Origin of the sequence: Haladaptatus litoreus, from assembly GCF_900156425.1 — an archaeon.
GTDB classification, from domain to species: Archaea; Halobacteriota; Halobacteria; order Halobacteriales; family Haladaptataceae; genus Haladaptatus; species Haladaptatus litoreus.
In genome coordinates this window covers 62370-85924 of the sequence record NZ_FTNO01000007.1, presented here as the reverse complement: position 1 = coordinate 85924, position 23555 = coordinate 62370, and the positions used below count along the sequence as shown (strand labels likewise).

36 protein-coding genes and 1 pseudogene are annotated in these 23555 nt (G+C 52.4%); 19 read left to right on the top strand and 18 right to left on the bottom strand.

What is annotated here, in order from left to right:
- Positions 1–13: 13 nt before the first annotated feature.
- A complete protein-coding gene (locus tag BW974_RS21760) occupies positions 14–205 on the bottom strand; it encodes a hypothetical protein (RefSeq protein WP_076432943.1) in 192 nt (63 codons plus the stop codon).
- A gap of 1259 nt (positions 206–1464) precedes the next feature.
- On the opposite strand from BW974_RS21760, the gene BW974_RS21750 reads away from it, so the two are divergent.
- Complete coding sequence (locus tag BW974_RS21750) at positions 1465–1845, top strand: DUF7344 domain-containing protein (RefSeq protein WP_076432939.1); 381 nt, start codon at positions 1465–1467, stop codon at positions 1843–1845.
- Positions 1846–1913: 68 nt separating this feature from the next.
- Here the strand turns inward: BW974_RS21750 and BW974_RS27580 are convergent, their stop codons facing one another.
- The 3 genes from BW974_RS27580 to BW974_RS25975 form a co-directional block, all read right to left on the bottom strand.
- Positions 1914–2303 carry a DUF7344 domain-containing protein gene (locus BW974_RS27580; RefSeq protein ID WP_076432937.1) on the bottom strand — a complete coding sequence of 130 codons (390 nt, stop codon included), beginning with the start codon at positions 2301–2303 and terminating at the stop codon, positions 1914–1916.
- 213 nt (positions 2304–2516) lie between these two features.
- A complete protein-coding gene (locus tag BW974_RS24400; RefSeq protein WP_084186442.1) occupies positions 2517–2921 on the bottom strand; it encodes a helix-turn-helix domain-containing protein in 405 nt (134 codons plus the stop codon).
- Positions 2922–3020: 99 nt separating this feature from the next.
- Positions 3021–3179 carry a hypothetical protein gene (locus BW974_RS25975; protein WP_175609780.1) on the bottom strand — a complete coding sequence of 53 codons (159 nt, stop codon included), beginning with the start codon at positions 3177–3179 and terminating at the stop codon, positions 3021–3023.
- A gap of 400 nt (positions 3180–3579) precedes the next feature.
- On the opposite strand from BW974_RS25975, the gene BW974_RS21735 reads away from it, so the two are divergent.
- On the top strand, positions 3580–4164 hold the full coding sequence (locus BW974_RS21735; protein WP_139328985.1) for a hypothetical protein: 585 nt from the start codon (positions 3580–3582) through the stop codon (positions 4162–4164).
- A gap of 228 nt (positions 4165–4392) precedes the next feature.
- Here the strand turns inward: BW974_RS21735 and BW974_RS21730 are convergent, their stop codons facing one another.
- From BW974_RS21730 to BW974_RS26785, 3 genes and pseudogenes are all read right to left on the bottom strand, one after another.
- Entirely contained in the window at positions 4393–4560 is a 168-nt protein-coding gene (locus tag BW974_RS21730; RefSeq protein WP_076432934.1) for a DUF1931 domain-containing protein, read from the bottom strand.
- Between the two features lie 308 nt (positions 4561–4868).
- Complete coding sequence (locus BW974_RS21725) at positions 4869–6113, bottom strand: inorganic phosphate transporter (RefSeq protein WP_076432932.1); 1245 nt, start codon at positions 6111–6113, stop codon at positions 4869–4871.
- Positions 6114–6358: 245 nt separating this feature from the next.
- Positions 6359–6604 (bottom strand): annotated as a pseudogene (locus BW974_RS26785) (IS6 family transposase); the annotation flags it as partial.
- A 72-nt stretch (positions 6605–6676) separates the two neighbouring features.
- Between BW974_RS26785 and BW974_RS21715 the strand changes: the two are divergent.
- Both BW974_RS21715 and BW974_RS21710 read left to right on the top strand, forming a co-directional pair.
- The gene (locus BW974_RS21715; protein ID WP_394329575.1) at positions 6677–6928 is read left to right on the top strand and encodes a DUF4177 domain-containing protein; all 252 of its coding nucleotides are present in this window, start codon (positions 6677–6679) and stop codon (positions 6926–6928) included.
- Positions 6925–7980 carry a DUF7972 family membrane protein gene (locus tag BW974_RS21710; protein ID WP_076432928.1) on the top strand — a complete coding sequence of 352 codons (1056 nt, stop codon included), beginning with the start codon at positions 6925–6927 and terminating at the stop codon, positions 7978–7980. The genes BW974_RS21715 and BW974_RS21710 overlap by 4 nt, the downstream gene beginning before the upstream one ends.
- A gap of 176 nt (positions 7981–8156) precedes the next feature.
- Here BW974_RS21710 and BW974_RS21705 read toward each other — a convergent pair whose 3' ends face one another.
- Positions 8157–8873, bottom strand: a complete 717-nt coding sequence (locus BW974_RS21705; RefSeq protein ID WP_076432926.1) for a DUF2270 domain-containing protein — start codon at positions 8871–8873, stop codon at positions 8157–8159.
- A 438-nt stretch (positions 8874–9311) separates the two neighbouring features.
- Complete coding sequence (locus BW974_RS25090) at positions 9312–9590, bottom strand: hypothetical protein (protein WP_245800247.1); 279 nt, start codon at positions 9588–9590, stop codon at positions 9312–9314.
- An 84-nt stretch (positions 9591–9674) separates the two neighbouring features.
- Between BW974_RS25090 and BW974_RS21695 the strand changes: the two genes are divergently transcribed.
- A complete protein-coding gene (locus BW974_RS21695; RefSeq protein WP_084186441.1) occupies positions 9675–9950 on the top strand; it encodes a DdfA family disk-determining factor in 276 nt (91 codons plus the stop codon).
- Between the two features lie 448 nt (positions 9951–10398).
- Here the strand turns inward: BW974_RS21695 and BW974_RS21690 are convergent, their stop codons facing one another.
- The 3 genes from BW974_RS21690 to BW974_RS21680 form a co-directional block, all read right to left on the bottom strand.
- The gene (locus BW974_RS21690) at positions 10399–10593 is read right to left on the bottom strand and encodes a cold-shock protein (protein ID WP_076432922.1); all 195 of its coding nucleotides are present in this window, start codon (positions 10591–10593) and stop codon (positions 10399–10401) included.
- Positions 10594–10998: 405 nt separating this feature from the next.
- Positions 10999–11958, bottom strand: a complete 960-nt coding sequence (locus BW974_RS21685; RefSeq protein WP_076432920.1) for a transcription initiation factor IIB — start codon at positions 11956–11958, stop codon at positions 10999–11001.
- 164 nt (positions 11959–12122) lie between these two features.
- Positions 12123–12368 (bottom strand): SWIM zinc finger family protein, encoded by a 246-nt coding sequence (locus tag BW974_RS21680; protein WP_245800246.1) that lies wholly within the window; start codon positions 12366–12368, stop codon positions 12123–12125.
- 59 nt (positions 12369–12427) lie between these two features.
- Between BW974_RS21680 and BW974_RS21675 the strand changes: the two genes are divergently transcribed.
- From BW974_RS21675 to BW974_RS21645, 8 genes are all read left to right on the top strand, one after another.
- A complete protein-coding gene (locus BW974_RS21675; RefSeq protein ID WP_217694387.1) occupies positions 12428–13294 on the top strand; it encodes a DUF7344 domain-containing protein in 867 nt (288 codons plus the stop codon).
- 2 nt (positions 13295–13296) lie between these two features.
- Positions 13297–13596, top strand: a complete 300-nt coding sequence (locus BW974_RS21670; protein ID WP_076432914.1) for a HalOD1 output domain-containing protein — start codon at positions 13297–13299, stop codon at positions 13594–13596.
- Between the two features lie 844 nt (positions 13597–14440).
- Positions 14441–14689 (top strand): hypothetical protein, encoded by a 249-nt coding sequence (locus BW974_RS21665; protein ID WP_076432912.1) that lies wholly within the window; start codon positions 14441–14443, stop codon positions 14687–14689.
- Positions 14686–15081: a PIN domain-containing protein gene (locus tag BW974_RS21660; RefSeq protein WP_076432910.1), complete on the top strand. Its 396-nt coding sequence runs from the start codon at positions 14686–14688 to the stop codon at positions 15079–15081. Before BW974_RS21665 ends, BW974_RS21660 begins: the two co-directional genes overlap by 4 nt.
- Before the next feature lie 198 nt (positions 15082–15279).
- Positions 15280–15702: a hypothetical protein gene (locus BW974_RS26780; RefSeq protein WP_245800245.1), complete on the top strand. Its 423-nt coding sequence runs from the start codon at positions 15280–15282 to the stop codon at positions 15700–15702.
- The gene (locus tag BW974_RS26775; RefSeq protein WP_245800244.1) at positions 15703–15882 is read left to right on the top strand and encodes a thermonuclease family protein; all 180 of its coding nucleotides are present in this window, start codon (positions 15703–15705) and stop codon (positions 15880–15882) included.
- A 310-nt stretch (positions 15883–16192) separates the two neighbouring features.
- The gene (locus tag BW974_RS21650) at positions 16193–16669 is read left to right on the top strand and encodes a DUF7344 domain-containing protein (protein ID WP_076432908.1); all 477 of its coding nucleotides are present in this window, start codon (positions 16193–16195) and stop codon (positions 16667–16669) included.
- A 76-nt stretch (positions 16670–16745) separates the two neighbouring features.
- Positions 16746–17108 (top strand): HalOD1 output domain-containing protein, encoded by a 363-nt coding sequence (locus tag BW974_RS21645; RefSeq protein ID WP_076432906.1) that lies wholly within the window; start codon positions 16746–16748, stop codon positions 17106–17108.
- A 130-nt stretch (positions 17109–17238) separates the two neighbouring features.
- Here the strand turns inward: BW974_RS21645 and BW974_RS21640 are convergent, their stop codons facing one another.
- Positions 17239–17514, bottom strand: coding sequence for a hypothetical protein (locus BW974_RS21640; protein ID WP_139328982.1), 276 nt, complete (start codon positions 17512–17514; stop codon positions 17239–17241).
- 239 nt (positions 17515–17753) lie between these two features.
- Here BW974_RS21640 and BW974_RS25970 point away from each other — a divergent pair, with 239 nt between their 5' ends.
- From BW974_RS25970 to BW974_RS21625, 4 genes are all read left to right on the top strand, one after another.
- Positions 17754–17975 carry a hypothetical protein gene (locus BW974_RS25970; RefSeq protein ID WP_175609779.1) on the top strand — a complete coding sequence of 74 codons (222 nt, stop codon included), beginning with the start codon at positions 17754–17756 and terminating at the stop codon, positions 17973–17975.
- 291 nt (positions 17976–18266) lie between these two features.
- Positions 18267–18521, top strand: a complete 255-nt coding sequence (locus BW974_RS21635) for a HalOD1 output domain-containing protein (protein ID WP_076432902.1) — start codon at positions 18267–18269, stop codon at positions 18519–18521.
- 473 nt (positions 18522–18994) lie between these two features.
- Positions 18995–19246 (top strand): AbrB/MazE/SpoVT family DNA-binding domain-containing protein, encoded by a 252-nt coding sequence (locus BW974_RS21630; RefSeq protein ID WP_076432900.1) that lies wholly within the window; start codon positions 18995–18997, stop codon positions 19244–19246.
- Positions 19243–19584, top strand: coding sequence for a type II toxin-antitoxin system PemK/MazF family toxin (locus BW974_RS21625; protein WP_076432898.1), 342 nt, complete (start codon positions 19243–19245; stop codon positions 19582–19584). Before BW974_RS21630 ends, BW974_RS21625 begins: the two co-directional genes overlap by 4 nt.
- A gap of 64 nt (positions 19585–19648) precedes the next feature.
- Here BW974_RS21625 and BW974_RS21620 read toward each other — a convergent pair whose 3' ends face one another.
- Positions 19649–19948 (bottom strand): SWIM zinc finger family protein, encoded by a 300-nt coding sequence (locus tag BW974_RS21620; protein ID WP_076432896.1) that lies wholly within the window; start codon positions 19946–19948, stop codon positions 19649–19651.
- 257 nt (positions 19949–20205) lie between these two features.
- On the opposite strand from BW974_RS21620, the gene BW974_RS21615 reads away from it, so the two are divergent.
- A complete protein-coding gene (locus BW974_RS21615; RefSeq protein ID WP_076432894.1) occupies positions 20206–20679 on the top strand; it encodes a helix-turn-helix transcriptional regulator in 474 nt (157 codons plus the stop codon).
- 331 nt (positions 20680–21010) lie between these two features.
- On the opposite strand, the gene BW974_RS21610 is transcribed toward BW974_RS21615, so the two are convergent.
- Together BW974_RS21610 and BW974_RS25075 are read right to left on the bottom strand one after the other, a co-directional pair.
- A complete protein-coding gene (locus BW974_RS21610; protein ID WP_069452990.1) occupies positions 21011–21496 on the bottom strand; it encodes a hypothetical protein in 486 nt (161 codons plus the stop codon).
- Between the two features lie 64 nt (positions 21497–21560).
- Entirely contained in the window at positions 21561–21842 is a 282-nt protein-coding gene (locus BW974_RS25075) for an SWIM zinc finger family protein (protein ID WP_139328981.1), read from the bottom strand.
- A 59-nt stretch (positions 21843–21901) separates the two neighbouring features.
- On the opposite strand from BW974_RS25075, the gene BW974_RS21605 reads away from it, so the two are divergent.
- Entirely contained in the window at positions 21902–22144 is a 243-nt protein-coding gene (locus tag BW974_RS21605) for a winged helix-turn-helix transcriptional regulator (RefSeq protein WP_076432892.1), read from the top strand.
- Between the two features lie 86 nt (positions 22145–22230).
- Here the strand turns inward: BW974_RS21605 and BW974_RS21600 are convergent, their stop codons facing one another.
- Both BW974_RS21600 and BW974_RS25965 read right to left on the bottom strand, forming a co-directional pair.
- On the bottom strand, positions 22231–22638 hold the full coding sequence (locus BW974_RS21600; protein ID WP_076432890.1) for a nuclear transport factor 2 family protein: 408 nt from the start codon (positions 22636–22638) through the stop codon (positions 22231–22233).
- Between the two features lie 483 nt (positions 22639–23121).
- On the bottom strand, positions 23122–23517 hold the full coding sequence (locus BW974_RS25965) for an SWIM zinc finger family protein (RefSeq protein WP_175609772.1): 396 nt from the start codon (positions 23515–23517) through the stop codon (positions 23122–23124).
- Positions 23518–23555: the final 38 nt, after the last annotated feature.

Genomic DNA, 23555 nt, shown 5'->3' with positions numbered 1-23555 from the left:
AGTCGATTGTGCGCTATTCGTCCGTCGTGAAGTGAATCTCGGTTGGTCGAAGTGTTGTGTCCGTCAGCTCAGCGAGGAGCTCATCGTCGACGTCTCGTATCGTCCCTGTGATGTCGAAGGCGATTACGTCTTCTTCGACACCAACGTCGAGATGATCAACCTCGAGTTCCGGCTGCTCGTCCAACTGAACCACAAACTCTGCCATATGCTAGCAAATATGGTGTGCCTGTATGAGAGTATCGATAAGGAGTTGACTTCCTTGCCTAACGATGAACACCCAAGTTACAGGAAATGAGAGTCCGACTCCACCCCTCTTTCAGAACTTAGGACTGGTGGTTCTTCAATTCGAGATCCGTCTGTTGATCAAGTCTCGAGTGTGAAACGGTAGATTCGGTATAGAAGTGAATTACCGAGTCTTGAGACGGAAATTGGAGGAAACAGTGCCACTCTGTGGGTGTAACCCGCCCAAACAGCACTGTTACATCTTGATTGTGGAGTGTCGTTGCAAGCTCTTCGAGCGAAGCGACTGCATCGGCGTTCATATCCCATTCTACCTGGTAGCGTATGCGGTCGGAACACCGAGTGAGTTGAGAAATCTCTGTTACTGCTCGGTCAGTAGCGAGGCGATCGCCGAGCAACTCGCGGTCAGGACCGTATGCCCAAAAATGGGCAAAGAGTTCAGTAGAGGGCCCGCCGAGGGTAGCGAATTCGAGATATGAATCCGACTTATGGAGGTAGGGACTAATGAGGGCGATCTCCTTGGCGGGGAACGTGAGCCGATACACCAGACACATTTGCTAACTGCTGACGGATGCCTGTCTAAAATATCAACTGGCCAATTCTGAAAGTAAATGATAAACGAGTCCACTTTAGCTGAATTGCAGGCGCTAAGCCCCCTTCCGCAGGGAGCACCGAATGACGCGAGCGGGAGGGAGATACAGCGCCTGCGATTCAGCTAAACACGCTCACCGGGAGCGACCTGCACCGCTCCAAACTCTAGCGACATAAGGAAGGCAACCTTCGACTGGCCACTGTGAAAACACACCTTCGCTTGCACCCCAACCGCCAAGTACATTCGGCTGTGGTTCCATTCTCCGGCACGGAACTACACTGATACACTGTGTGTTTGGTCCCTCTGACACAGGGGCCGCTTGAGCCGGATTCACTGGCAGTGCAAGGTTACTCCCTCGTTCTCTTACCCTCCGGTTGGCCCTAATTCGCGATAGCTTTTCTACAGAACAGAAAGTGGATAACACAGCTCTCAGAGCGTCTGTGAATGGTCACGAATGTCCTCGGTCTCGTAATACCGCGGCGAAGACGGTTTTGTTTTGATCAATATTCGCCAGTATACACCCAACCGTCCGGTACTGCCAAATTCCGACTCCCTGTTCGACTGCCGACTTAAAGCGGTTGTGTCTCCAACCGTCCTTCAAAAATAGCGTTGCTCCTCTGTAGTCACTCAGCGTGCAACCAAACGACGACAAACATACTGACACTGGTTCGGTCGAACTCTCGAAAAAAGAGCTTTTACGACTGCTTGCGCATCCTCGCCGTCGGTATATTCTCCATCGGCTCAATCAAACCGACCATCCGTTTGAGCTTCAAACACTTGCAAGAACGACTGCTGAATGGGAAGCCGGCATGTCTCCTGAGACAGTTTCTGCGGAATTCATCGAACGCGTCCGAATGTCTCTCTATCACAAACACATTCCGAAGTTAGCGGCAGCTGGAATCCTCGTCTTTGACGAACGATCAGAGATGGTTACGCTCGATACGTCGTCCTACCATTTCGAAGTGGTAGCGGAGGCTGTTGCAGATGGTGATCCCGACAATATTTCTGAGTGAGTGACCGAAGCGAACCACTCACGAGCTTTGTAGTCCGGGCGGAGAGTACCACCAGTCACGGCGATCGATTATTTCTCTTTCGTGCTGGAGACTCCCCGAACAACGTCAAGCATTTTTTCGACGCGCGAATTAGCGTTGTACGAAATGCTGTGTGTCGTCTCGTTGTACTCAAGCATCCCATGATCCGCGAGCTTTGGAAGATGGACGTGCTGCAATTGAATCGCGAGTCGACGGTGGGTGTCTTCATGTGACCCATCGCTGACTTCTGCAAGATGATCGAGCAACTGCTCACGGGAAATTGTCGTCCTCGTGCGTTCGGAGAGATAAAGAAGGATGTGGCGGCGGTGCGCGTTTGCGAGTAAATCACATAGCGTATTGAGAGAAACCCGGTTGGTTCCCTGGTCGTCTCCGTCTCGTCGAGTGGTACTACTGCTCTTCGATAGTTCATCTGAAGTCATTTGTAGGGAGTACTCCGTCTCTGTCTGGTGGTCATATTATCGATCAAAGGCCAGTTTGGTGTTATAGAGTAACCGTATTTTTGCTCGGGGGTTGTTGTACGAACTCTTTTATAAGGTGCTGGCAAGCTGTAAGCGATTTTCGGCAGCGTAGAGACGACAGATTGTACACTGTTACCGAGACTCTTAGACAGTAAACGATTGTTGAGGGTAAAACTAATCAGTAGCGTCGGTTTCCATCGAGTTGAGAAACTGATCAAGCATCTTCAGTTCGGCACCGCGAATCCGTTTCGAGAACGCTTGTGACGAGATATTCAACTCGTCGGCCATTTCTTGGAGGGTGATTTCGCTCGGTGTCGCAAAGTAGCCCCGTTCGTATGCCATCACGAGTGCTTCTCGCTGTTCGGGGGTGAGTCCGAGCGTATAGCCTCCACTGTCCTTCTCTGTTAAGGAGAAGACGCGGTCCAAATGGAGATTGATATCAGCGGCCGTGAGATGGTTGTAAAACTCGGCTAATCGGTCGTGGCTCTGAAATCGCACCCGGAACACCCAGTTTTCGCGTCCATAAGCTTCGAGAACGACTGCTTCGGTTTGTGCAAGTCCCTCCAGCAATGAATCCACTTCCTCGGTCCAGACTGCCCGGTACAGTCGATTGTCACCAATGCGATCGAGTTCAACGAGGTCATCGACGTGGAGATCTTCACGAACTTGAGTCTCGAATCAAGGAAAGTCATTGCTTTCGACCCAAAAGAACGGTATGACAGCGTCTGACGTCGGGACGATGCGCTCCAGTTCGATCGTCGTATTTGGGGTTTTCGCCATCGACGCACCGAACATGAACTCGTTGGAATCGATGGTGAACTCGGCGATAATACTCATAGACTTTCTACGGCACCCAGCAGTGTAGACCTGTCTGTGATGACTAGCGTGAAGGAAAGCGTGAAAATAAGAGCAGCTCTAAGCGTGGCAACGTCGAGGAGGACAATAGCACTCTTTCGGTACTCTGTAGTTTGATATCCTGTCGTACCTAAAGAGACGGGAATTCCAAGCTGTGAGATACTAATAGACGACAGAGTGAACCGTCTAGCCAGAGTATGCTAAACGAGGGGGGAGACTGCTGGCCGAACTCGGGAGTGAAGAAAGGCTGTAACTGCTGTAATCATGACTTGTATCGACTATCAGGTGACCTCTCAGTCGGGAGCGTACGTACTGCCTTGCTACTCTCGGCGTCCAAAATACCCAAACCAACACCATGACAAGGGAAAATGACAAGCAAACGGTGGAACGCCGGACGATCGATGGAGTCGATGCACTGGTCAACACGGACCCTGGTGAGATTTTCATCGATCTTCCAGCAACGAATCCGCGGTACATTCGTGTTCAAGAAGGAGACCGCATTCAAGAGGGCGACGTTAGCACACGCACGACTGCGGAAATGGCTGGGCCACTACTCACAAACTGGAACATCGAGTCAATTACAACAGAGACTGTTACGGGAACTGATACCGAGACTGGAGAGACCCGGGAATGGGATCGAGAACAGTTGATACACCGTCTCGGTGCTCGTGAATTCAGTGCAGAACTGACGACCTTTGATCGAGTAAGCGTGACTGAAATCGAGGAATGGAGCGATAGACATGCAGTCGAGGGCGTCGAGGAGGAAAAACCGTATGTGATCGTAATTGCGTACGGGAACAACGGAGAGAAATTCACGCAGCTGTATGCTGCAACCGAGTCGAGAGACTGGGACTCACTCGAGGTGGTCCAAGAGGATACCGACATCCAGAACTTCAGCGACGAGTTACGGAACCGCTTCGACGACGCTGTACATAAGACTCTCGAGGTCGAACAACGGTATCACTGAGTTTGTGACCGTGATTCATTGCCTGTGACATCCTCCCCGCCGTAAACGGCGGGGCTTCCCGGTCCGTGTTGGGATATTTACGGTTTGCAGATGCTCGCTTGTTCATCGAACGTCCCCTGTCCACTCCTCGGGCCGCGTTCTCCACGGCGGAACTGGTTGACTGCTGGGCGAATAAGTTTGTGTAGCAACAAACAAGAAAGGTTTATGTCATCTTGTGGCAATGTATCGCTACAAATCGCGCGCTTGGACGGTTTTACGATCGTTTTCTTCAGCCCGTTGGGCGGCGTTTTCGAGAACCGTCGCAACTTCCTCATCGAGTGCATCGTAAAAGTCACTCGCAACATTCTGTCCTTCGAGCTGTTCTTTCACTGCCGCTTTGACGATCAAATCAGCCATACAAGCGTTTAGACGGAATAATACTACAAAAGAACAGTGGCAGAATCGTTGAAAAGGGGCTACTAGTTCGGATTACTGATGACGATGTTCTTCGAGTGATTCGTGAGTCCAAATTTCCGGCTGTGCCCGCTCGCTGGGTTGCGGATACGATTGGGATGAACCAGCGGCCAGTACAGCAGCGACTCGAGGAGCTTCGTGAGCAAGGAGAGCTAGAACGGGGGAAGTTGAATCCGCAGGTGGTCATCTAATGGATTCCAGAGGGAGAATGAATACACTATCTCGTTTACGTGAGATCAGTTAAGCAACGTTCACAGCAGGAATACAAATACCGGATAGGAGGCAACAACCGCTAGCGAGGGCGTCAACACCCACATTGTAACGATACGTTTGGCCGCCGCTGAGTCGAACAGGCTCCGCTGATCGAGATCCGCTGGCCCCTCCGTACCAACGTCAGGCACGTCTGGTAGTTCCTCCGGCTTTTCTGCCGGTTCCTCGTGACGGGCAATATCGCCGATCGTTGGACTTGCAGGCATATCCTCAGCACGGGAGGTGACCAGTGCTCCTGTCGCGACCTCTAAATCCGGATGTTCACGTTCCGGCGTCGCAAACTCCACGAGTGTCGCTGCTCGGCTTGCTCGACCCCATCCGAGTCCAATAATCGCCGATGTTGTACTTACTGCGAGACTCGCCGGGATTCCGAGGTAGGACAAAATCGTGATGACTGTGCCACCAACTATCGAGACGATCAGTGAAGCGAGGATTGGTAGCTCCGTAATATCGTCTCCGACCGTCTCCAACGTGCGACGGGCGATGGTAAAACTGCCTAGACCGAAGGCCACCACCGCGAGTATGACACCCTGATTGACGGTAAGCGACCCCCCTTCGCCGACGAGGGGGGCCACAGCGTTTGCCGCGTTTGACGCCCCCGCCGAAAACGCCATATAGCACGCGATGATGACCACCGAGAGTGATCCAAGGATATCCTGCCGTGTCGCGTTCGGATTCAGGTAAAGGCGGGGAATCGTCCCAGAGCGGTCGAGTTGGATGAAGTGGAGATCAAACTTCGTGAACGCGACATAGCGATCCAGATACGGGTAGAAGTAACGCCCGACCACGATTCCGATGCCGAGGCTGATCAGCGGCGCGATGATCCATGCTGAGACGATAGTAAACATCAGTGCCTGATTGAGTGTGTTCGACGCGAGGCCAAGTCCAACGATGGCGCCAACAGCCGTCATTGAAGTCGAAGCTGGAACGCCGTAGAGATTTGAAATGAGGAGCGACGCTCCTGTGAAGAACAAGACGGCGACGCTTGCGGCAGGCGTGAATTGGGTTGCCGGCACGATACTGCTGCTCATCGTCGCGATGACGTTCCGGCCGACGGTCCATGCTCCGAGAAAACCGAAGCCGACGAACAGGACTGCTGCGGTCGCCTTCCGAAGGAGACGTGAGCCGACTGCTGGACCGAACGCTACACCCGTCGATGAGCCACCAATATTGAAGCCAACGAATACGGCGACGACTATCCCGGCGACGGTTAGCACTGATACCATTGGTTTCTCTCTAACCCAACGTTGCTGACACCTATATAATTCCCTGCAGCCAGCTCTGAGATGATTCTGACCAACTTACAGACAGCCACTGTTCTATCCTCAATCTTTCTTCGTCCATACTCCGAGGTATGCACATGGTCATTCCGTTACTGAATGTCTCGATTGCATGCCTCGATCTGTTCTTCTGGCATCGGAACGTCGGGATTTCATGATTCGATATTTGATTTCTACTCTCCATTGGCTGTCTAGTTTAGCTCCTCCTCGACAGGCGTTCGGTCGTCGAGCGATTGGTGCGGCCTCTGCTGGATACAGCAGTGTGCAAACTGTTCAAGCCATTGCTGGACGCTGGGCCGACTGCCCACCCACGAGGTATGAAAGCGGTCGATCCGCTGTTTGAGCGTACGAAGCCACTTTTTGATCAGGTTTCGCTCTGTATAATCGAGCTGACCGCCCAATCCAATTCGAAAGAGGGTAGTTCGATAGCCGTAGCCAAGATTCGTCCGAGAGCTGGGCAAGATGGCCTACAACGGCACGTAAGCGCTTGAAACGAACGATATCCAAAAATGGATACTGTTATTCAATCACAAGGTGAAGAACTGATGATGAATCAGAACGACCGTTGGGAATACGAGACACTCAGACCGCCTCGCGGAGAAACGAAAAAAGAAGCAGAGGATCCGAAAGCAGAGTTAAACAAACTCGCCGCCGAAGGGTGGCGATTCGTCGAGACGATCGCCTATACCGATGGTGGGACCAAATATCTCGTGTTCGAGCGCCCTGTTCGGGTAAACGACGCTGAACGGGACCCGCCATGAGTCCCGAATCGATTGATGGCGACACAAATACGAACGTCGACACCGATATCGATGTCAGCACAGCGAATACGATGCGTGAGCGCGCTGGGGAGAGCCGACTCAAGATTTGGCTGTTGCTCGCTGCGAACCGTCTATATGTTACCGCCGTACTGGCACTCGCAGTGTTCGTCGTGTTCGTCACGCTCGTGACAGTCATTCCACCACCGTTGGTCCCACAGCTCAGCTCGGGTGATACGATCGAGACAATGTTCTCGGCGATGCTTGGCGCGATCATCACTGGGGTTACTCTCGTTGTAACGATCGGTCAATTGGTATTGTCTCAAGAGAACGGACCACTGGGGGAGCAACGTGACCGTATGGAGAACTCGATGGATTTTCGCGATTATGCGGAAGAGCTACTTGGTGCGCCGAGCCCGGCCGATCCATCGGTGTTTCTCAGTGAGCTTGTTAATGTCGCCGAACAGCGTGCGAACGCGGTACGTGACGGCCTGAGTAAGATCGACAGCGACCAACTCCAGTGGGAAGTCGATGAGTTCACCGAGAGCGTGATCGGGAACTCCGAAACGGTACGCGAACAACTCAACGGTGCGAAGTTCGGTACGTTTGACGTGCTCTTCGCGGCACTCAACTACAACTACGGTTGGAAGATCTACCAAGTCGAGCGCCTCGCACACGATCACGCAGAAGATCTCGGTGAACCAGAAAACACTCTCCTTGACGAATTGAAGACGGCCCTCGCACTGTTCGGGCCGGCGAGAGAGCACGTGAAAACGCTGTATTTCGAATGGGCACTGGTTAGCCTCTCACAGATGATTCTGTATGCAGCGATTCCAGCACTGGTTGTTGCTGGCGTCATGCTCACTGTCGTTGAAGGGTCTACGCTTTCCGGAACGACGTTTGGGGTCGCACACATGACGGTGGTGATCGGTGCTGCGTTCACGGTGACGTTGGTACCCTTTTTGCTGTTCACGTCGTATATCTTACGAGTCGTTACCGTCGCAAAGCGAACTCTGGCAATTGAGCCGCTAATCTTGCGAGATTCACAGCGATAGTCCATTTCGTATCGACCGCTGATTGTCGAATTTGAACGTACATGCGTCCACTCACTTGTGAACCAGATCATGAATCAGCCGTCGATCGTATCGATAAGATCCATCATCGGTAGTCGAAGAAGAAACAATCCCGAGGATTCTCTCGAACAGTCCATCCTTCAGGGTGGAGAAAAATATCAATCTGATTTCTTCCATTCGCCGGGTTCAGTGTCGTTGAATTCGCCTTTCGACTGCCGCTCACGCGGCCAGAACGCAATTGAAACCATTATCGTGTAGAACAGTCCCACAACTCCGAGTACAACGATTCCTGGTATCGTTCCCACTGCAGCCGTTTCGAGTAGTGACTGGTTCGAGAAGGCAGTGAGTTTGAAGATCCAGGCAGCGAGCATGAGCATGAAAAACGGGAGATAAATCCGGCGGAGCCGCCGTGCAAGTGCTTCCATATAGGGTGTCTTGATGGTCGGGTTTCGATAGTCCTCACTGAGTTGACGCCGCCAGTCGCGATGCTCGACACCTTGAGAGGGGTCGAGCGCGTTCGCAAAGAGATTTTCTTGGAGCATCCGTGCCCGCGCCCGATACACGTCATAGGCCTGATAACGTCGGGCTTCGATCCCCAAGAACATGGCGATCACCACCATACCAGTGAGGAGAATCACGTGCTTGCCCTCGGTCGAAAAGGCGTAGATGAGGATCGCTGCGATGATCGTCACCGCCCAGTTGATTGTCTCATCAAGCCGGCTACGCCATGTCGTGACCACGCTCATCTCCCCACGATAGAAATGCGCCACAACCGACCCAAGACCCGTACTCTTTGAAACCATCTCGCGGCCGATCTCGCGTTCTTCACGCTTTTCTGGGTCAAACTCGTCCCAATCCCTGTCATCGTCACTCATAATCGTCAGAGGATTCAGTGTACGTCCGTAAAACACCGCTGCCCGCGTATCTGGACGGGTTCGTAGGAATACTGAGAAAATTGTACGACTCCTTTTGTTCTGACTACGTGAATGGGGCACTCGCCAGCGTATCTTCGAGCTCTTTATCAAAATCTAGATTGTAAAATCCACTTAAAAACGTAGTACGCTGGCTGAATTATATTTGAGAGTTTAGTGAACACTGTATTTGTTATTTCCCTGAACCTCATCGCTAGCCCAGAAAAGATTAATAATCTAACAATAATGATCTGTTACGTTTCCAGCGTCACTGCTGGATTGCAAAAGTAGCCTCAACTCGGATGCCCGAACTATCCCACGCTTCTTTCGCTGAGATGTGTTTATATTCTATCAATTCCTCTTGGTATCTGGTGACAATTTCGACTCGAAGTGTGTCTCCTGTTAGTCGACATCGTCGCTACCATTCGTATCATCGAAGGGCTCCTCATCATTGTGCTTCGTTTCATCGCCAGCGTCGACCTTTGCGTCGGTTGGATCCGTCCCAATAGCCGTTGTCTCTGTCGGTATTGGAGAGAACGGTAGTCCGTGGATGAGGTCGCTCAGAACGATGTTTGCGAATTGAACGACGAGCACGAGTAGGAATGGCCCGAGAAAGAGGCCGTACCAGCCGAATAATACTGCACCAAGAATGTAGGCGAACAACACTGCACCCTTGTGCATGGTTTGCCCGGAAATGTATGGTCGGACAATTGACTGGGGAAGAATATCGAGCAAAAGAAAGGCTATCAAACGGAGTTTGATCCGATGACAGACAGCGTCAGTGAAGAGTTGCTCAAGGCCGTTGCAACACTGAACGACGCTGATCCGATTGAACTAACAGTGCTCTCGGAGTTCATTGATCCCGAGGCACTCGATGCGCTGTTCGGCCCACGAGCGAGTGAGGTCCCGCGTGATACGAATGGACGAGTCTTGTTCAATTACGATTCGTACTATGTGAAGGTCGAGAGCAGTGGGCAGATTACGTTTCACCAGCCAATATCAGAATCAAAGACAGACCACTCACTGCATGAGGACGAATAGAACAAGTGCTTTATTCGCCTGTTGTGAAGTGGATATCAGTTGGTGTGACGAGAGGTGTGAGGGCAAGTCACTCCAAACAGAGTTGATTCCTACGTCTCTGCCATATCTGGAAGATGCTACTGTGGCGGTCGAGAGTGAACCGCCTCAGGGTCAAGTGGTTCGAGAGAAGTTCTCTCGTCATCACGGAAGATCTTCGATTCGAAGATCTTCCGAACGACCCCGAGGCACTCGCCTTGATCTCCCTGTAGAAATCTTGATTCAGGTTCGGTGAGTGTAACGTCAGTGGATACCACCGCGAACCGTGTCCCTTCGACCTGGTGTACATTCTGACTGGCCTAATCGACCTCTGTCTGGGACAGTGCGAAGGCTACTGCTCTGGAGGTACTTTCACCCGAAAATGGAACAAAGTCACACAGCGTCGCCTAATGGCGACTATGCGATTCTCGAATTATGCGCGAACGACGTTCATCGCGCGTGGGCCCTTGGGGGCCTGTTCGATATCGAAGTCAATCTCCTGTCCCTCTTCGAGGTCAGCGCCGCCAACGTCCTCCATGTGGAAGAATACGTCGTCGTCAGAGTCGTCCGTCGTGATGAAACCGTAGCCGCCAGTGTTGTTGAAGAAATCAACTTTACCGTTTGCCATTACAACTAAACAGAGGCCCAACACACGGTTAAGACTTCCGTATTCATTTTTAATCCGGGGAAAATTTAGACAAACATCCACAAAAGACGAGATTCAATAGATACCCCCCCCAATTGGGTGGTTCTGCGGGGTAGACACACCGGATTCACAAGAACGAACCGTTTCTTCTACCGAAGCCGTACTTCTCGCTTTGCGGGGGTCTTTGTCTCCGGCCGCTCGGGGGGCCACAGACGCCGTCCAACTGTGCCTCCTGTTGGCGTGGCTATCTGTGGTGATCCGAACACTGGTGACTTTCTATGGCAAATCCCAGAAAACGGCCAGTCTTTTCGGAACGTAATCAGCAGACGAGGCAGCAAAAGTCGATACGATCCACTGCAATCGTGGGAAGCTACCTTTCCATCCCAATTACTGGAGACCGACCGCATCGAGTTGTTCTTGATAGTGATTACGGATGGTAACTTCGGTAACTTGTGTCGCCGTAGCGACCGCACGCTGTGTTTCTTTCTCACCGCACAGTAGTGACGCAGCGTAAATCGCTGCAGCGGCACAACTAGTGGGGGATTTTCCCGAAAACAGGCCCTTCGATGACGCGACGTCGAGAATTTCATTTGTTTTCGCTTCGACAGCGTCACTACTCCCCAGTTCCGAACAGAATCGAGGAATATACTGTTTTGGGTCGACCGGTCGTATTTCGAGATCGAGTTCCCGTCCGATATACGTGTATGAACGACTTATTTCTCTCCGTTCCACACGCGATACATCTGCAATCTCTTCGAGACTCCGAGGGATATTTTCGCTGCGACACGCAGCATACAAGCAGCAGGTCGCGACCCCTTCGATCGAGCGGCCTCGAATCAGATCGTCATCTAGTGCGCGACGATACAGGACACAGGCGACTTCGCGAACCGATCGCGGAACACCGAGTGCACTCGCCATTCGGTCGATCTCGGAGAGTGCAAATTTGAGGTTACGTTCGCTGGCATCTTTCGTTCGGATACGTCCTTGCCATTTGCGCAGTCGGTGCATCTGGCTGCGTTTTTCAGCGGACAACGTGTTACCGGCGGCGTCCTTATCTTTCCAATCGATATTCGTTGTGAGGCCCTTATCATGCATCGTCTCGGTTATCGGTGCACCAACCCGGGACTTCTGTTGGCGCTCCTGGTGATTGAAGGCTCGCCACTCTGGTCCAGGGTCAACAGCCTCTTCCTCAACAATCAACCCACAGGTCTCACAGACGATTTCACTTCCGTTTGCGCTTGTAAGCAGGGTTTCTGAGTCACACTCAGGACAGCCCTGGACGCCCTCGTGTTCATCTTCATTGTGCTCCGTCTCGTCGCGCTCTGTCCGACGGGAAGGGCGTATCATTGGTTAGCCACGATATATAAGACTCCAAAGTGGTTAAACCCTCTGTCCGAAATTCTAGCGAGACAAGCGAGCGTTGAAAAAACGTCTCTATTCGTACGTGGCCGAACAGGGGCATCGGTGTCTCGGGGGTATCGTCGGTCACTGGTTGGTGATATCCGAGACCGTCAATTGGTGTGCCCTGATAAAAAGGGCTGAAGCGGTGGTTCGTTCGGCAGTTCTTTCCGTCCCGTTCGCACGCACGGCCAACACGGGAAGTCACCAAGGCCATCACAGTCACAGTCTTCGGGTTCGACATCGTTGTCGTCCTCGGACGGGAAGGCCTCAAGCGTCCCGTCGCCGGTTGCGTTCTCGACGGCCATGTGTTTGCAGTAGGCGGTCCGATGGACGTAATGCGGACCTGTACAAACCATTAGCTCGCCGGTCTTACTACAGTCTGTCACGGGCCAGACGACTTATCGGTGTTGAGCTATTGCGTTGGAATAATATGACTAGCAATGTGCGTCGAAATAGGACGGCTATTCTATCCGATCCCCACTATCGGGAGATACTGGCTGTGCTTGAAGATGCCAAAAGGCCGCTCCACATAACCGAGCTGGCCGAACAGCTAGTCAAACGAGACGAGACGATGATCAGCGCTGACGAGTACGAACGTCAGCTCAAACAGGAACGGCTCTCGTTGCATCATAACTCTCTCCCAAGACTCGCAGAATACGGGGTAATTGACTACGATTTAGAGGAGAACATCGTTTCGTCTCGTCCCAATGTAGTAACTGAGATTGACTGGCTTGACGAGGATGTTTTTGACCAGTTGCTGGCGAAGTTTCCAACCGATTCCCAATCTACCGAGAACCCGATCGGGGTGCTCGAAGGCCGTCAGGCAGCGGTCGAGTACGGCAAACAACTTGCCGACGAGGCGGAGGAGGAACTGTTCTGCATGTACGTCAGCACTGATTTGCTCGAAGAGGAGTGTCTTAGCCACGCGGAAGACGCTCTCAACCGAGGTGTAGAGCTGTATCTGGGGTCACAGAATCCCGAGGTCTGCGATCTCTGTCGCAAACGTCTGCCCGAAGTCACGCTTTGGGAACCCCAGCATACATGGTTGAGAGCGCCATCGGAGTACCCGACAGTCAGTCGCCTGGTTCTCGTCGACCGCCGAAAGGTCATGCTCGCCATTTTGGATGAGCCGAACTCCGATAGCAGTTACCCAGAGGAGAGGACAATAGTTGGAGACGGCGAAGACAACCCACTGGTCGTCCTCGTTCGAGAATTACTTGGACCACGACTCGATCACCTCGACTACCAGAGTCCCGATTTCCAAAGTGAGATCCATTCGTAACAATGACAAATGATTCATCAGACAATAACGAGACTGCCAGCCAAGCCACCGAACTCACTTATGAAATCGGGGAGGGAGAATCACCGAGTGAAGCCGTCGTTCGGGCAACTGCCGCCCTGACGAACACGCCAGTGATCGACCTCGATCCACTCTACTCTGTGATGGATCCTGTTCACCTTGACGGCCTTTTCAGTGAATCGAGTAGACGAACCGACCACAAGGAGAATTCGGTGACGTTCAGCTTTAACGGGTGCTGCATTTCCGTCGCTGGAGATACTGTTGTCGTTCGAAGAAGCGAGTAGATTACTGGGTGAATTGCTCCCAGCCGTGTTGCTCGAAAACGTTCCAGCTGAGCCTGCCTGTGATCGTATACGTCGCAGAGTCGTACTTTGAACCCCGGCTTGCCGTCACGGTGCGACACGTAGTCAACCAGTCTTGGTACACTAGCTGGGGTGCCAGTAGCACGTACCCATGGAATACCCATGTGACGGCAGAGGTGGGGTGCCAATAGGAGCGCAACCGTCTTCCGCAGAACGCACGAGGAGGCGGCAGTGAACACACTGCCAGACTATCCACAGGAAGTCAGGGTACCGCGCCTGAACCGGTACAGCGCAGCATATTGGACTGTCCAGGGCTACAAGCACAGTAGAGATGAGCAGGCTAGAGCCCGGTGGACTGTCCTCTGCGTACCAGCAGGAGAGTGTTAGGTTTAGTAACGGTGGGACTGTCGAGCGAGCGCTGTTTACAGCGGAACTCTGGTGTGTCATCAGCGAGACTGTCAGGAGCTGGGGCTGGCTGTCTATCCGGTGAAAAGCAAAGGAAATCCGGTGTGTCACCAAGAGGACGGTTAGAAGAACTTCGACTGACTGTCTGGCCGGTGGATAAGCAGATGAAAACCGCTGTGTTTCAGCTGGGTGGGCACCTCGTCTGGTTGCTGCCGGCCGACTGTCCACTATTCGGAAATCGCCACACACAGCTACGAATGCAATCTTCGGTCAATCGTCCCAGGAGCCGAGACGATGCCGGAACACTCGGTCGGCTATGACGTCGAGAGGTTGGCACAAGACGGTAGTGACTTGACGTTCACAAGGGAGTAGGAGAATCGGCGGCGTAACACTCTTAGGCCCATATATCCGAATATATTGTATGGTCAAAACCATCCGAGTTTCGGAAGAGTATCACGAGTGGCTGAACGCCCACAAGAAGAACGGTGAGACGATGGAGGAGACGCTACGCCGAATGACACGTGGCCCTCATCCCAGCGACGTCGCCGGCCTCCTGTCGAAAGAGGACGCGGAGGACGCCAAGGAGGCAGTTGACCGCCTTCGTGGACGTGACCGCGACCGTCTCGACGCCGCCCGCAACGCCTTCGAGAGCGGTGACACGGACGAATGATCATCGATTCGTCGTACCTGTTCGACCTGATGGCAGAAGACTCTGCTGCGTTCTCGAAAGGGACGGAACTCGTAGAGCGCGGAGAAATGCAGTGGTTGCCCACGCCGGTCGTCGCCGAGGCCTACTACGGTGTCGCCACGGCTCGGAGCCAGACAACCGAGCAGGAGGTACGAAATCGCCTCCTGGGCTATCCCCGGATCGAGGTCGATGAAGAAATCGCTCGGGTGGCGGGCGAACTCCTCGCCGCTGCAGACGACCACGAGGGCGGAAACGCTGGTGTCGGGCCGAACGACGCGTACATCGCCGCGATGGCCGAGATCCTTGACGATGCAGTGCTCACGGACAATGTCGCTGACTTCGAAGCGCTGGGTGTTCCAGTTGAGACCTACTGAGGTCATCTCCAACTGTCCGGGATACCCGGAATCCAGTGTGTTTCATCCGAATGGGCATCGTCTGTGTTTCTGTCGACTGATTATCTGCTGATTATCAGTAGTGGTTATTCGGGCGAGACAATTTGATGTGTTTCCGTTCGCCGTCGGTCATCATTCGGCACCCCCAATGTTGAACTAAACAGAGCAATCATCTCCAGTATGCAGCGATCCCTCCCCCTTCTCGGACTTGTCCTGATTATCATCCTCGCAGGCTGTCTCGGTGGGCTTGGATTCGGTGGTAGTAACAACGCTACAACAACGACGACGAGAATAGAAACACAGACGACGTCGATCGCTAGCACAACAACAGTAACAGGAGAGTCGACTACCGCGACCACGACGACCACAGAAACCCAGACGGAGAAACGGATGCAGACGACGTATCTACGGCAACCAACAACGGCAAACATTGATACTCCAGAGAATAGCGAGCGCTTCCAAGCGCGTGTTACCGAGGTCATCGATCCGACGACACTCAAAATCAAACACGATGGGAAGAACCGGACCATCGATTTGATCGGCGTACGTGTCCTCGGGAACGGTCAGATCCACAAGAAGGCAGTTCGCTATACGAAGTCCTAAATGGATCATCAGGTTGTGACAGTTGTCTCTGATCCACAGGTGGAAACAGACAACGGTCGCATGCAAGCATACGTCTACATCGGCAATTTCATGTTCAACACTGATTTGATCCGTATCGGCTACGCTCGCGTGCCAGACGGCCAGTTCAGCAAACGCCAAGAGTTCATACGCAAACAATAGCAGGCCAAACACCGCGGCTATGGCCGCTGGAACACAACCTCGACAGCAGCTTAATCACCCTCAGTCGATGGACACACCATATTGGACATTTACTGTTCCATGGTGCACTAAGCAGACGTGGGGACATCTGCTACCGACAGAAGGACAGCACCGCTAGTCATTACTAAGTAACTCCAAATAGTCGGGGTTGAGATATGCCAGTACCCATGGATGGTACGATACGGCGATGAAGTGCGCATCTGTCGAATATAGTCAGGGAAACAGTGTCTACCGGAATTTTTTTTTTTTGTTTGACGCCTCAGCATTGACTATGGCAGGGAACGAGCCACCTCCCGACGAGTGGGAGACCCATTCCAGTCAGTCCGGCGAGGAGAGCGCCGCCGAGCGCGATCTTGACATTGATGTCGCAGAGGTCGTCCTCGAGTTACAACCGGTCTTCGAGGCGATTGCCCATCCACGACGACGCTACCTCGTCTACACCCTCGCTGAAGCAACCGAATGGTCACTCGATGACCTTGCGACGAAGCTCGCTGCGTGGGAGACCGACACCGTAGAGACGAATATCGCGACGCTCACGCGCCACGAAATGTACACGTCACTCTATCACTCTCACGTGCCGAAACTCGTTGATTTGGACGTCATTGAGTTCGATGCCGACACCGAGACAATCACGCCGGGTCCGCATGCGGTGCAAGTGTTGACCGCGTTGGAGGGTGCCGGTGGCAGTCTCGACAATCGCCAAGAAACACACGCTCGCAGCGAGTTCGACCGGGAGAGTACCGAGTAACCCATGGCTGCCCAAAGAGGTATCACTGCCTCAGGAACGACAGTACGATAGGACATTTTCACACGGAGAACGACAGATGACCTCAAGTAATAACCACACCGAGGATGGTACCAGACTTGCACCGGATGGAAACGATGATCCCGACATGACGTTTGTAACACAGGCTCACTACCAACGCGAGAGCCATCGCGATCTCACCACCGAAATCATCTTCGCGATCGCAGATGCTGAGAATGTTGCGCCGATAGAGATCAAAGATTCGCCCTTATACGAATGTGTGGATATCGCTGCGATCGAAGACGGCTTCTTCGGGCCGAAAGTTGCGGGGCATATCCGTGATAGTGAGGGGAGTGTTTCGTTCCGGTATAACCAGTATCAGGTTGAGGTCGTCAGTGATGGGTGGATCACGGTGTCTGAACCTACAGCGTATAATGACTGACTCCATTCTGTCTATCGCTTGCATCAGTGGTGGAAGAATGCTCGAGTAGCATGGAGTGTCGTTCAAGGGCGGTTGTCGGGAGGACAAGGTACACGAATCGTACAATGTCTTTATCTTATCCCATTTATTCTCACGCAAGTACTCGTCGAGCAAGCCGATAGAGGACTGCGAGGACGATTGCCTCGGCGAGGAGTCCAATACCCGCGATTACATAGAAGAGCAGCCCACTCCCAATCCAACCGAAGTAGATGTTTCGGAGCGCAGATGCAAAGAGGACTGCAAGATACGTCAAGACTGTCCCGCCGCTGAAGACCCACGATAGGACGAGGAGACCGACAAAAATGACGGCGATATCTCTCACGAACGATTTACTGATTGACCCTCGTGTTGTGGTGCGGACGGACATAATCAAGACTAGTACGTTCGCAAAAACCATAATAATTTCTACGATACAATAGATCTAATTTAGAATGGACTCGCACCCAGTGAGTAGGAGAAACAGACGTTAGTATATAATACTAACTCTGGCCATTCAAACTTAAACCTCAGAGATCGACGCTCTACTCTGCAAACCAATGGTACTCCGCGAAAATCTTCCTCGTATCTACTCCTTAACGCGAGAACTACTTAAACGAGAATCAGTCAGTGACCATCGACCTCTTCGACGCGAATTGCACCGCCGCACTCACTACAGCAGTACTGCTCCGGATTGTGGACGGTCTTCGAGCGTCGATACCGCGGAATTCGACCACCGCAGTCATCGCAAACAAGCCACCACTTTGGCGCGGTGAAGGGTTCGCAGTGTTGCGAAGTATCGAGGGTGTCGGTCCAGCGGGTGACCGTCTCTCATCGAATACTCCTCCGTAAATCAGGGATCTATTCGTTCGCGCTTACCTGCGGCAACGACATGGACCAAGCGGTCACTGACACCACGCGGAGCTAAGAGCCAGGCGAAACAGTAGCAGAAGATGATTCATTGCTGTAGGATCAGCCATCGACACCGTTCACTTGTTTTGCGAAGTACGTATGCACTCCCCAGACCTCGAACTGATAGCCGTGAACAGAGTAGTCGGGTTGTCAAGATTGCTCGAAGAATAGCGCTCTATGGTAGCATTTGTCCCCAAACGCCTATTAGCATGACATCCATCACCAGAGAATATGCTCAACTCATCACCATCGCAGCCAGAGCCATCGATTCGCACCACATCCGCAAACACGGAATCAATTACCGCTGCCGTGGTGACGGCAGTAACTGACGCCATGGGCGCAAAGCCCACGACTCCCCTGTATGAGGCCATCGACCCTGATGCACTTGAAAGTCTGTATCAACACGCCTCGCCCAAAGTGAGCTTCGAGTATGCGGGACAGACAGTGACGATCCATCCTGACCGAACGGTCACTGTTTCTGACTGATAGACGACGTCGACGGTCACTCAGTACGGAACGAGCGTCGGAATCAACACGTCTTCTGTGTTCAGATACCTGGCGCAGGACACTTCGCTCACGAGGCTTCGAATTTGTGTTCGATTACGACGGGCAGAACTCGATCGTAGCGCTATTTGTCGGTTGTTGCGAAGTGAATCTCGGTTGGTCGGAGTGCTGTGTCGGTCAGCTCAGCAAGGAACTCGTCGTCGATGTCTCGGGAGTATCGTCGGTCGTAGCGTTCGCGTTTTTAGTGAGCGTTCGCTGGTCGGTGATATCCGAGAATGTCAATTGGCGTGCCATGGATAAAAGAGCTGAAGCGGTGATTAGTTCGGCAGTACTTTCCGTCCCGTTCACATACACGGCCAACACAGGGAAGCCGTTGAGGCCGTCGCAACGCTTTGTTGTTTCTCCATAACTCACCCGCTGCACTTATAGATATGAAAAACATATGAATTTGTGTAATGTCCCAGGACACACGACGTGTCGGTGATCGAGGTCAGGTCACGATCCCAAAGTGGATTCGAGAGCAAGAAGATATCCACGGGGGAGACGAGGTCATCGTTGAGCGTGAGGATGGCAAAATCGTAATCCGGAAGCCGAATGGCGTTGACCATGAAGAACTCGCGAAAGCATACAAGGACAACGCCGAACAGGCACGCGAACTAAATGAGGAATGGGAAGGGGCATCGAGAGAGGCAAACGACTACCTATGAGCGTCTCTCGCGGTGATATTGTTCTCGTAAATCTAGATCCCACAAAAGGCTCCGAAATCAAAAAGACCCGTCCAGCAGTTGTTATTCAAAACGATACCGGCAATCAGTATTCGCCCACAACAATCGTTGCCCCGATGACAACGACACTCTCACAATATCCGTTTGTGGTTATTCTCCGTACAAGCGATGAAGATGTCGACAAGGATTCTGCTGTCCAACTCGATCAAATACGAACGGTCGATATTGAAAAACGTATTGAGCGAACCGTTGGGCAGGTTAGTGATGAGAAAATGGTCGAAATCGATGCAGCGCTCAAAGTGAGTCTCGGTTTGGACTGAAATCGTCGTTATATACTAGATGTAGTCTTTTTCAAGATATGCGGTACAGAGACTGAAGCGGTGGTTAGTTCGGCAGTTCTTTTCGTCCGGTTCTTACGCACGACCAGCACGGGAAGCCACCGAGGCCGTCACAGTCACAGTTGTCTGGTTCGGAATCGTCCTCCGACGGGAAGGCGTCGAGCGTCCCGTCGTCGGTTGCGGTTTCGACGGCGGCCATGTGTTTACAGAAGACGTTGCGGTGGACGTGGTTCGGACACGTGCAGGCCATCAATTCGCCCGTCACGTCGTCGATGGAGACCGTGTACTGGTGGTCTGCGGGATGCTCGTGGCTCTCGTTTGGGATGTTCGTTGAGTCCGAGAGCATTGACACAGTTAGCGAACCAACGATCCATATCTACCATTTATTGCCTGATGGCACTACAACGGTGCAGCCGTGAAATGATGTTGAGAACAGATACCACACAGAAACCAATTAGCGCTGACCACTGCTGGGGTCGAGAATAAGTTGTTTGATGCATATCAGTAAGCTCGGTCACGCTATTTATCACCATTTCAAGTCATTAAGGGAGACTGACGTCATCGTAATATGGCCGATACGTTTGAGCGTGTCACGGTTGAGGAGTGGAGAATAGAGAGGAAATCACGGTATCCATGTGTATACCAGATCTATTCCAGAGCGATCATCCCTTGGTGCTCATCGGGATGCTCGGTGGGGGACTCATCCTTGCACTCATTGCTGCCAGTATAGGCATGTATGAATTGCGTTCCCATCTTACTGGAAATCCTAGCGACGATGCTGCGTCACCACAGGAGGAAGTTGGAGACCCAAACATCATTAGTGATGCTACATACGTCGAACAGCTCCTGTTGAATCACGATGGGAAATTGTACCAACGAGAGATTGTGACGGAAACGGGGTGGTCAAAATCGAAGGTCAGCATGCTGCTTTCAGAGATGGAGGCTAACGATCTCCTCACCAAAATTCGTCTTGGACGGGAAAATCTCATCGTGTTGCCCGGCTACGAACCAGAGCACTTGACATCAGCAAGGAATACAGACAGAGAGCATGGCTGGCCATTCGAATCTGGTGAATAGCATAATAAATATTCTCTTATTAGAAAACGAGACCATGTCGTCGATGGAGACGACATACTGCGGTCTACGGGGTTCTCGTGGTTCTCGTGGTGACTTCTATAAGTCCAGGCTTCGATGCAGATAGAGACATGCAAAGGAAGACGAGGTACCCTGAATGGATATTGAACATGGCGAGGGGCGGAGCGAAGCACCTTCCATGGGCAGTTCATAATGGTATCTGATCACACAAATGAGTCGCACACATGCTGACTCAGACTCTCCTTGAGTAACTGCCACATTCTATACTAGACTGACACAGTAAGAAAATAGTGAATGAATTCTCACTTGTCCGTTACAGGGATGTCGCAGATCGATACACTGCACCTAGAACCACTCCGTAGGCGAGGTGCCAGACGAGACTGGGAAGCGCGAACGTTGGCACGGCTGGTGCAGCAGGTACGCCGACGGCTTGGAGCCACAGTGGTAAGAGGAATGATCCAGTCACAACCCATAATACCACCCCGTAGATGGCTCCAAGCCCGACCATTGATCGTTCACTATCGGCGTATTTACGAAGCGATGTCAAGGTGATGAGTGCGACGAAGACGAGACCGAGAACCGCACTGTTGAAGAGATGAATGGTCCATCCAGCGATGGCACCTTGCTGGCCATATAAGGCAGGAATCACGGTTGTGAGCGCGTCTGGGCTCAAGAAAAGAAGAAGAATCCCCATCGCGATACCACCTGCGAGTCCGGCGACAACCCCTCCTAACCAGGGCTCTAACCGCTGGGTTGTTCGTTCAGCAGCCTCACGAGTTGTTGGTGTTTTTGCCCCCATATGGTACCCTATGACACGGTCCAGTAAGCAGTTGTCGCCTTCTTCAAAGATGGGAGAATGGTGATTAGTTCGGCAGTTTCTTTCGTCCCGTTCGCGCACACGGCCAACAGGGGAAGTCACCGAGGCCGTCACAGTCGCACTCTGCCGGTTCAGTGTCATCTTCGTCCGTCTCTTCTGTGTTCTCTTCCGACCGGAATGCGTCAAGCGTCCCGTCGTCGGTTGCATTTTCGACGGCGGCCATGTGCTTGCAGAATGCGTCACGATGGACGTGATGCGGACACGTGCAGGCCAGCAGGTCTTCGGTCACGTCGTCGATGGAGACGACGTATTGGCGTCTGCGGGCGATATTCGAGAGAAAAGAGAGCCCAGAAACATTTCCTTTGTAGAGGACAATCCATCACTACAATGGCTCAAGAGAAACTAACTTCTCTGGATGAATTACCGCCAAGTGCCAAGTTGGTCTACAAGGTATTAGAATACGAATCTGACCTCACTCAAGACCAACTCGCTACGGAAACCCGACTTCCGCCTCGGACGGTTCGCTATGCGTTAAACGAACTTCAGTCATGTGGTCTTATTGAAGAAAACCTTTATTTTGCGGATGCTCGAAAGCGGCTCTATTCGATTCAAACTGACGAAACTCAGTAAGTGACCTTCCTGAGTACAACAAGTGGAAACGAGCGCGACAGAGGGACACAGTTAAAATATGGAGTTTGAGCCACCTTGTGTACCGATTACGCCTCGTACGTCTCATTCCAGAGGACCGTATCTAAGTGGTCGATGAACCGGGTCATCCGACCATCCTCCAATTCACAGACGTGCGCAAAGGGAACAGCAAGGGGCTTGCCTGTCGTTCTGTGCATTCCATGGAAGGTACCGAGGACAACAATCGTGTCACCGCCGTCGATGAACTCGTCGGTGTCGACCTGAAAGTCCTCGAAGTCCTCAAGACAGGGGGTAAACACGTTGTTTAGGACCTCCTCAGGACCGTGGTACGTCCCACCGTAGATGTCGCCCTCAGGCTCGATCCATTCGATATCCTCGGCCATTGTGGCCATCGGTGTGTCGATGTCACCTTCGTTGAACGCGTCGTAGACGCGCTCAACGAGTTCGACATTGCTCTTAGCAGCGGCGCTCGCCATGGTTCTTCACCGAGTCGTATGTACGTCATCCAAAAGCATAAAGATAGATATGTGCTAGCACACCACACCTACGATTTGACACCGTTCTTGCTCCATCAAACGTACTATCGGATTCTATAATCTTCGTTAAGACGATGAACTGTGAAATGGTGGGTGTGAGTTGAGCAATTCAGGGAATCAGTCACTCAAGAGAGATCAAGTTGACAGCATGCGCCAGTCTCGAGTTCACTCTCCTCGATGTACCGGGCGAGACACGCATAATTACAGAACTGTCCAACAGTGGTCCGTTCTCCTCCTCGTTCTTCGTCGACAAAGACGGGGTCATGCGCATGCACGTCACTTCCACAGTACGTACAGTCGTCGCTCATAGGAGGTGGACACGAGCTACAAAAAGAAAAGAGTAGTCTTAGTGAGTATGAGTCACTGATTATGAGACGATCACAAACCGAGGTGGTAGAAATAGTATCGGGGTGAAGCGGTGGGTTAGTTCGGCAGTTCTTTCCGTCCCATTCGCACGCATGACCAGCATGGGAAGTCACCGAGGCCCTCACAGTCGCAGTCTTCGGGTTCGGTCTCCTCTTCGTTGTTCTCCGAGGGGAATGCCTCAAACGTACCGTCGTCGGTTGCGTTTTCAACGGCGGCCATGTGTTTGCAGAAGGCGTTGCGGTGGACGTGGTGCGGGCACGTGCAGGCCATCAGTTCCTCGGTCACGTCGTCAATGGAGACTGTGTATTGGTGCTCTGCCGGGTTCTCGTGACTCTCATTGGTGACTTCGATGAGTCCAGGGGCATCGACGTCGAAGACGAACTGTTCGGCCTGTGGGCGTTTCTGTGCCGTCTCGGCAGCGTCACGGACTACAATATTGTCAAAAAAACCCACTGAATTCGAAAAGAGTAGGTAACAAATACGATCTTGGG

What these genes read in the sequence shown, in the direction of transcription:
- BW974_RS21760 (WP_076432943.1), bottom strand. Translation starts at nt 205, where the DNA reads ATGGCAGAGTTTGTGGTTCAGTTGGACGAGCAGCCGGAACTCGAGGTT.
- BW974_RS27580 (WP_076432937.1), bottom strand. Translation starts at nt 2,303, where the DNA reads ATGACTTCAGATGAACTATCGAAGAGCAGTAGTACCACTCGACGAGAC.
- BW974_RS25975 (WP_175609780.1), bottom strand. Translation starts at nt 3,179, where the DNA reads ATGAGTATTATCGCCGAGTTCACCATCGATTCCAACGAGTTCATGTTC.
- BW974_RS21730 (WP_076432934.1), bottom strand. Translation starts at nt 4,560, where the DNA reads ATGGCTGATTTGATCGTCAAAGCGGCAGTGAAAGAACAGCTCGAAGGA.
- BW974_RS21725 (WP_076432932.1), bottom strand. Translation starts at nt 6,113, where the DNA reads ATGGTATCAGTGCTAACCGTCGCCGGGATAGTCGTCGCCGTATTCGTT.
- BW974_RS21715 (WP_394329575.1), top strand. Translation starts at nt 6,677, where the DNA reads ATGGATACTGTTATTCAATCACAAGGTGAAGAACTGATGATGAATCAG.
- BW974_RS21710 (WP_076432928.1), top strand. Translation starts at nt 6,925, where the DNA reads ATGAGTCCCGAATCGATTGATGGCGACACAAATACGAACGTCGACACC.
- BW974_RS21705 (WP_076432926.1), bottom strand. Translation starts at nt 8,873, where the DNA reads ATGAGTGACGATGACAGGGATTGGGACGAGTTTGACCCAGAAAAGCGT.
- BW974_RS25090 (WP_245800247.1), bottom strand. Translation starts at nt 9,590, where the DNA reads ATGCACAAGGGTGCAGTGTTGTTCGCCTACATTCTTGGTGCAGTATTA.
- BW974_RS21695 (WP_084186441.1), top strand. Translation starts at nt 9,675, where the DNA reads ATGACAGACAGCGTCAGTGAAGAGTTGCTCAAGGCCGTTGCAACACTG.
- BW974_RS21690 (WP_076432922.1), bottom strand. Translation starts at nt 10,593, where the DNA reads ATGGCAAACGGTAAAGTTGATTTCTTCAACAACACTGGCGGCTACGGT.
- BW974_RS21685 (WP_076432920.1), bottom strand. Translation starts at nt 11,958, where the DNA reads ATGATACGCCCTTCCCGTCGGACAGAGCGCGACGAGACGGAGCACAAT.
- BW974_RS21680 (WP_245800246.1), bottom strand. Translation starts at nt 12,368, where the DNA reads ATGGTTTGTACAGGTCCGCATTACGTCCATCGGACCGCCTACTGCAAA.
- BW974_RS21670 (WP_076432914.1), top strand. Translation starts at nt 13,297, where the DNA reads ATGACAAATGATTCATCAGACAATAACGAGACTGCCAGCCAAGCCACC.
- BW974_RS21665 (WP_076432912.1), top strand. Translation starts at nt 14,441, where the DNA reads ATGGTCAAAACCATCCGAGTTTCGGAAGAGTATCACGAGTGGCTGAAC.
- BW974_RS21660 (WP_076432910.1), top strand. Translation starts at nt 14,686, where the DNA reads ATGATCATCGATTCGTCGTACCTGTTCGACCTGATGGCAGAAGACTCT.
- BW974_RS26780 (WP_245800245.1), top strand. Translation starts at nt 15,280, where the DNA reads ATGCAGCGATCCCTCCCCCTTCTCGGACTTGTCCTGATTATCATCCTC.
- BW974_RS26775 (WP_245800244.1), top strand. Translation starts at nt 15,703, where the DNA reads ATGGATCATCAGGTTGTGACAGTTGTCTCTGATCCACAGGTGGAAACA.
- BW974_RS21650 (WP_076432908.1), top strand. Translation starts at nt 16,193, where the DNA reads ATGGCAGGGAACGAGCCACCTCCCGACGAGTGGGAGACCCATTCCAGT.
- BW974_RS21645 (WP_076432906.1), top strand. Translation starts at nt 16,746, where the DNA reads ATGACCTCAAGTAATAACCACACCGAGGATGGTACCAGACTTGCACCG.
- BW974_RS21640 (WP_139328982.1), bottom strand. Translation starts at nt 17,514, where the DNA reads ATGTCCGTCCGCACCACAACACGAGGGTCAATCAGTAAATCGTTCGTG.
- BW974_RS21635 (WP_076432902.1), top strand. Translation starts at nt 18,267, where the DNA reads ATGCTCAACTCATCACCATCGCAGCCAGAGCCATCGATTCGCACCACA.
- BW974_RS21630 (WP_076432900.1), top strand. Translation starts at nt 18,995, where the DNA reads ATGTCCCAGGACACACGACGTGTCGGTGATCGAGGTCAGGTCACGATC.
- BW974_RS21625 (WP_076432898.1), top strand. Translation starts at nt 19,243, where the DNA reads ATGAGCGTCTCTCGCGGTGATATTGTTCTCGTAAATCTAGATCCCACA.
- BW974_RS21620 (WP_076432896.1), bottom strand. Translation starts at nt 19,948, where the DNA reads ATGCTCTCGGACTCAACGAACATCCCAAACGAGAGCCACGAGCATCCC.
- BW974_RS21610 (WP_069452990.1), bottom strand. Translation starts at nt 21,496, where the DNA reads ATGGGGGCAAAAACACCAACAACTCGTGAGGCTGCTGAACGAACAACC.
- BW974_RS21605 (WP_076432892.1), top strand. Translation starts at nt 21,902, where the DNA reads ATGGCTCAAGAGAAACTAACTTCTCTGGATGAATTACCGCCAAGTGCC.
- BW974_RS21600 (WP_076432890.1), bottom strand. Translation starts at nt 22,638, where the DNA reads ATGGCGAGCGCCGCTGCTAAGAGCAATGTCGAACTCGTTGAGCGCGTC.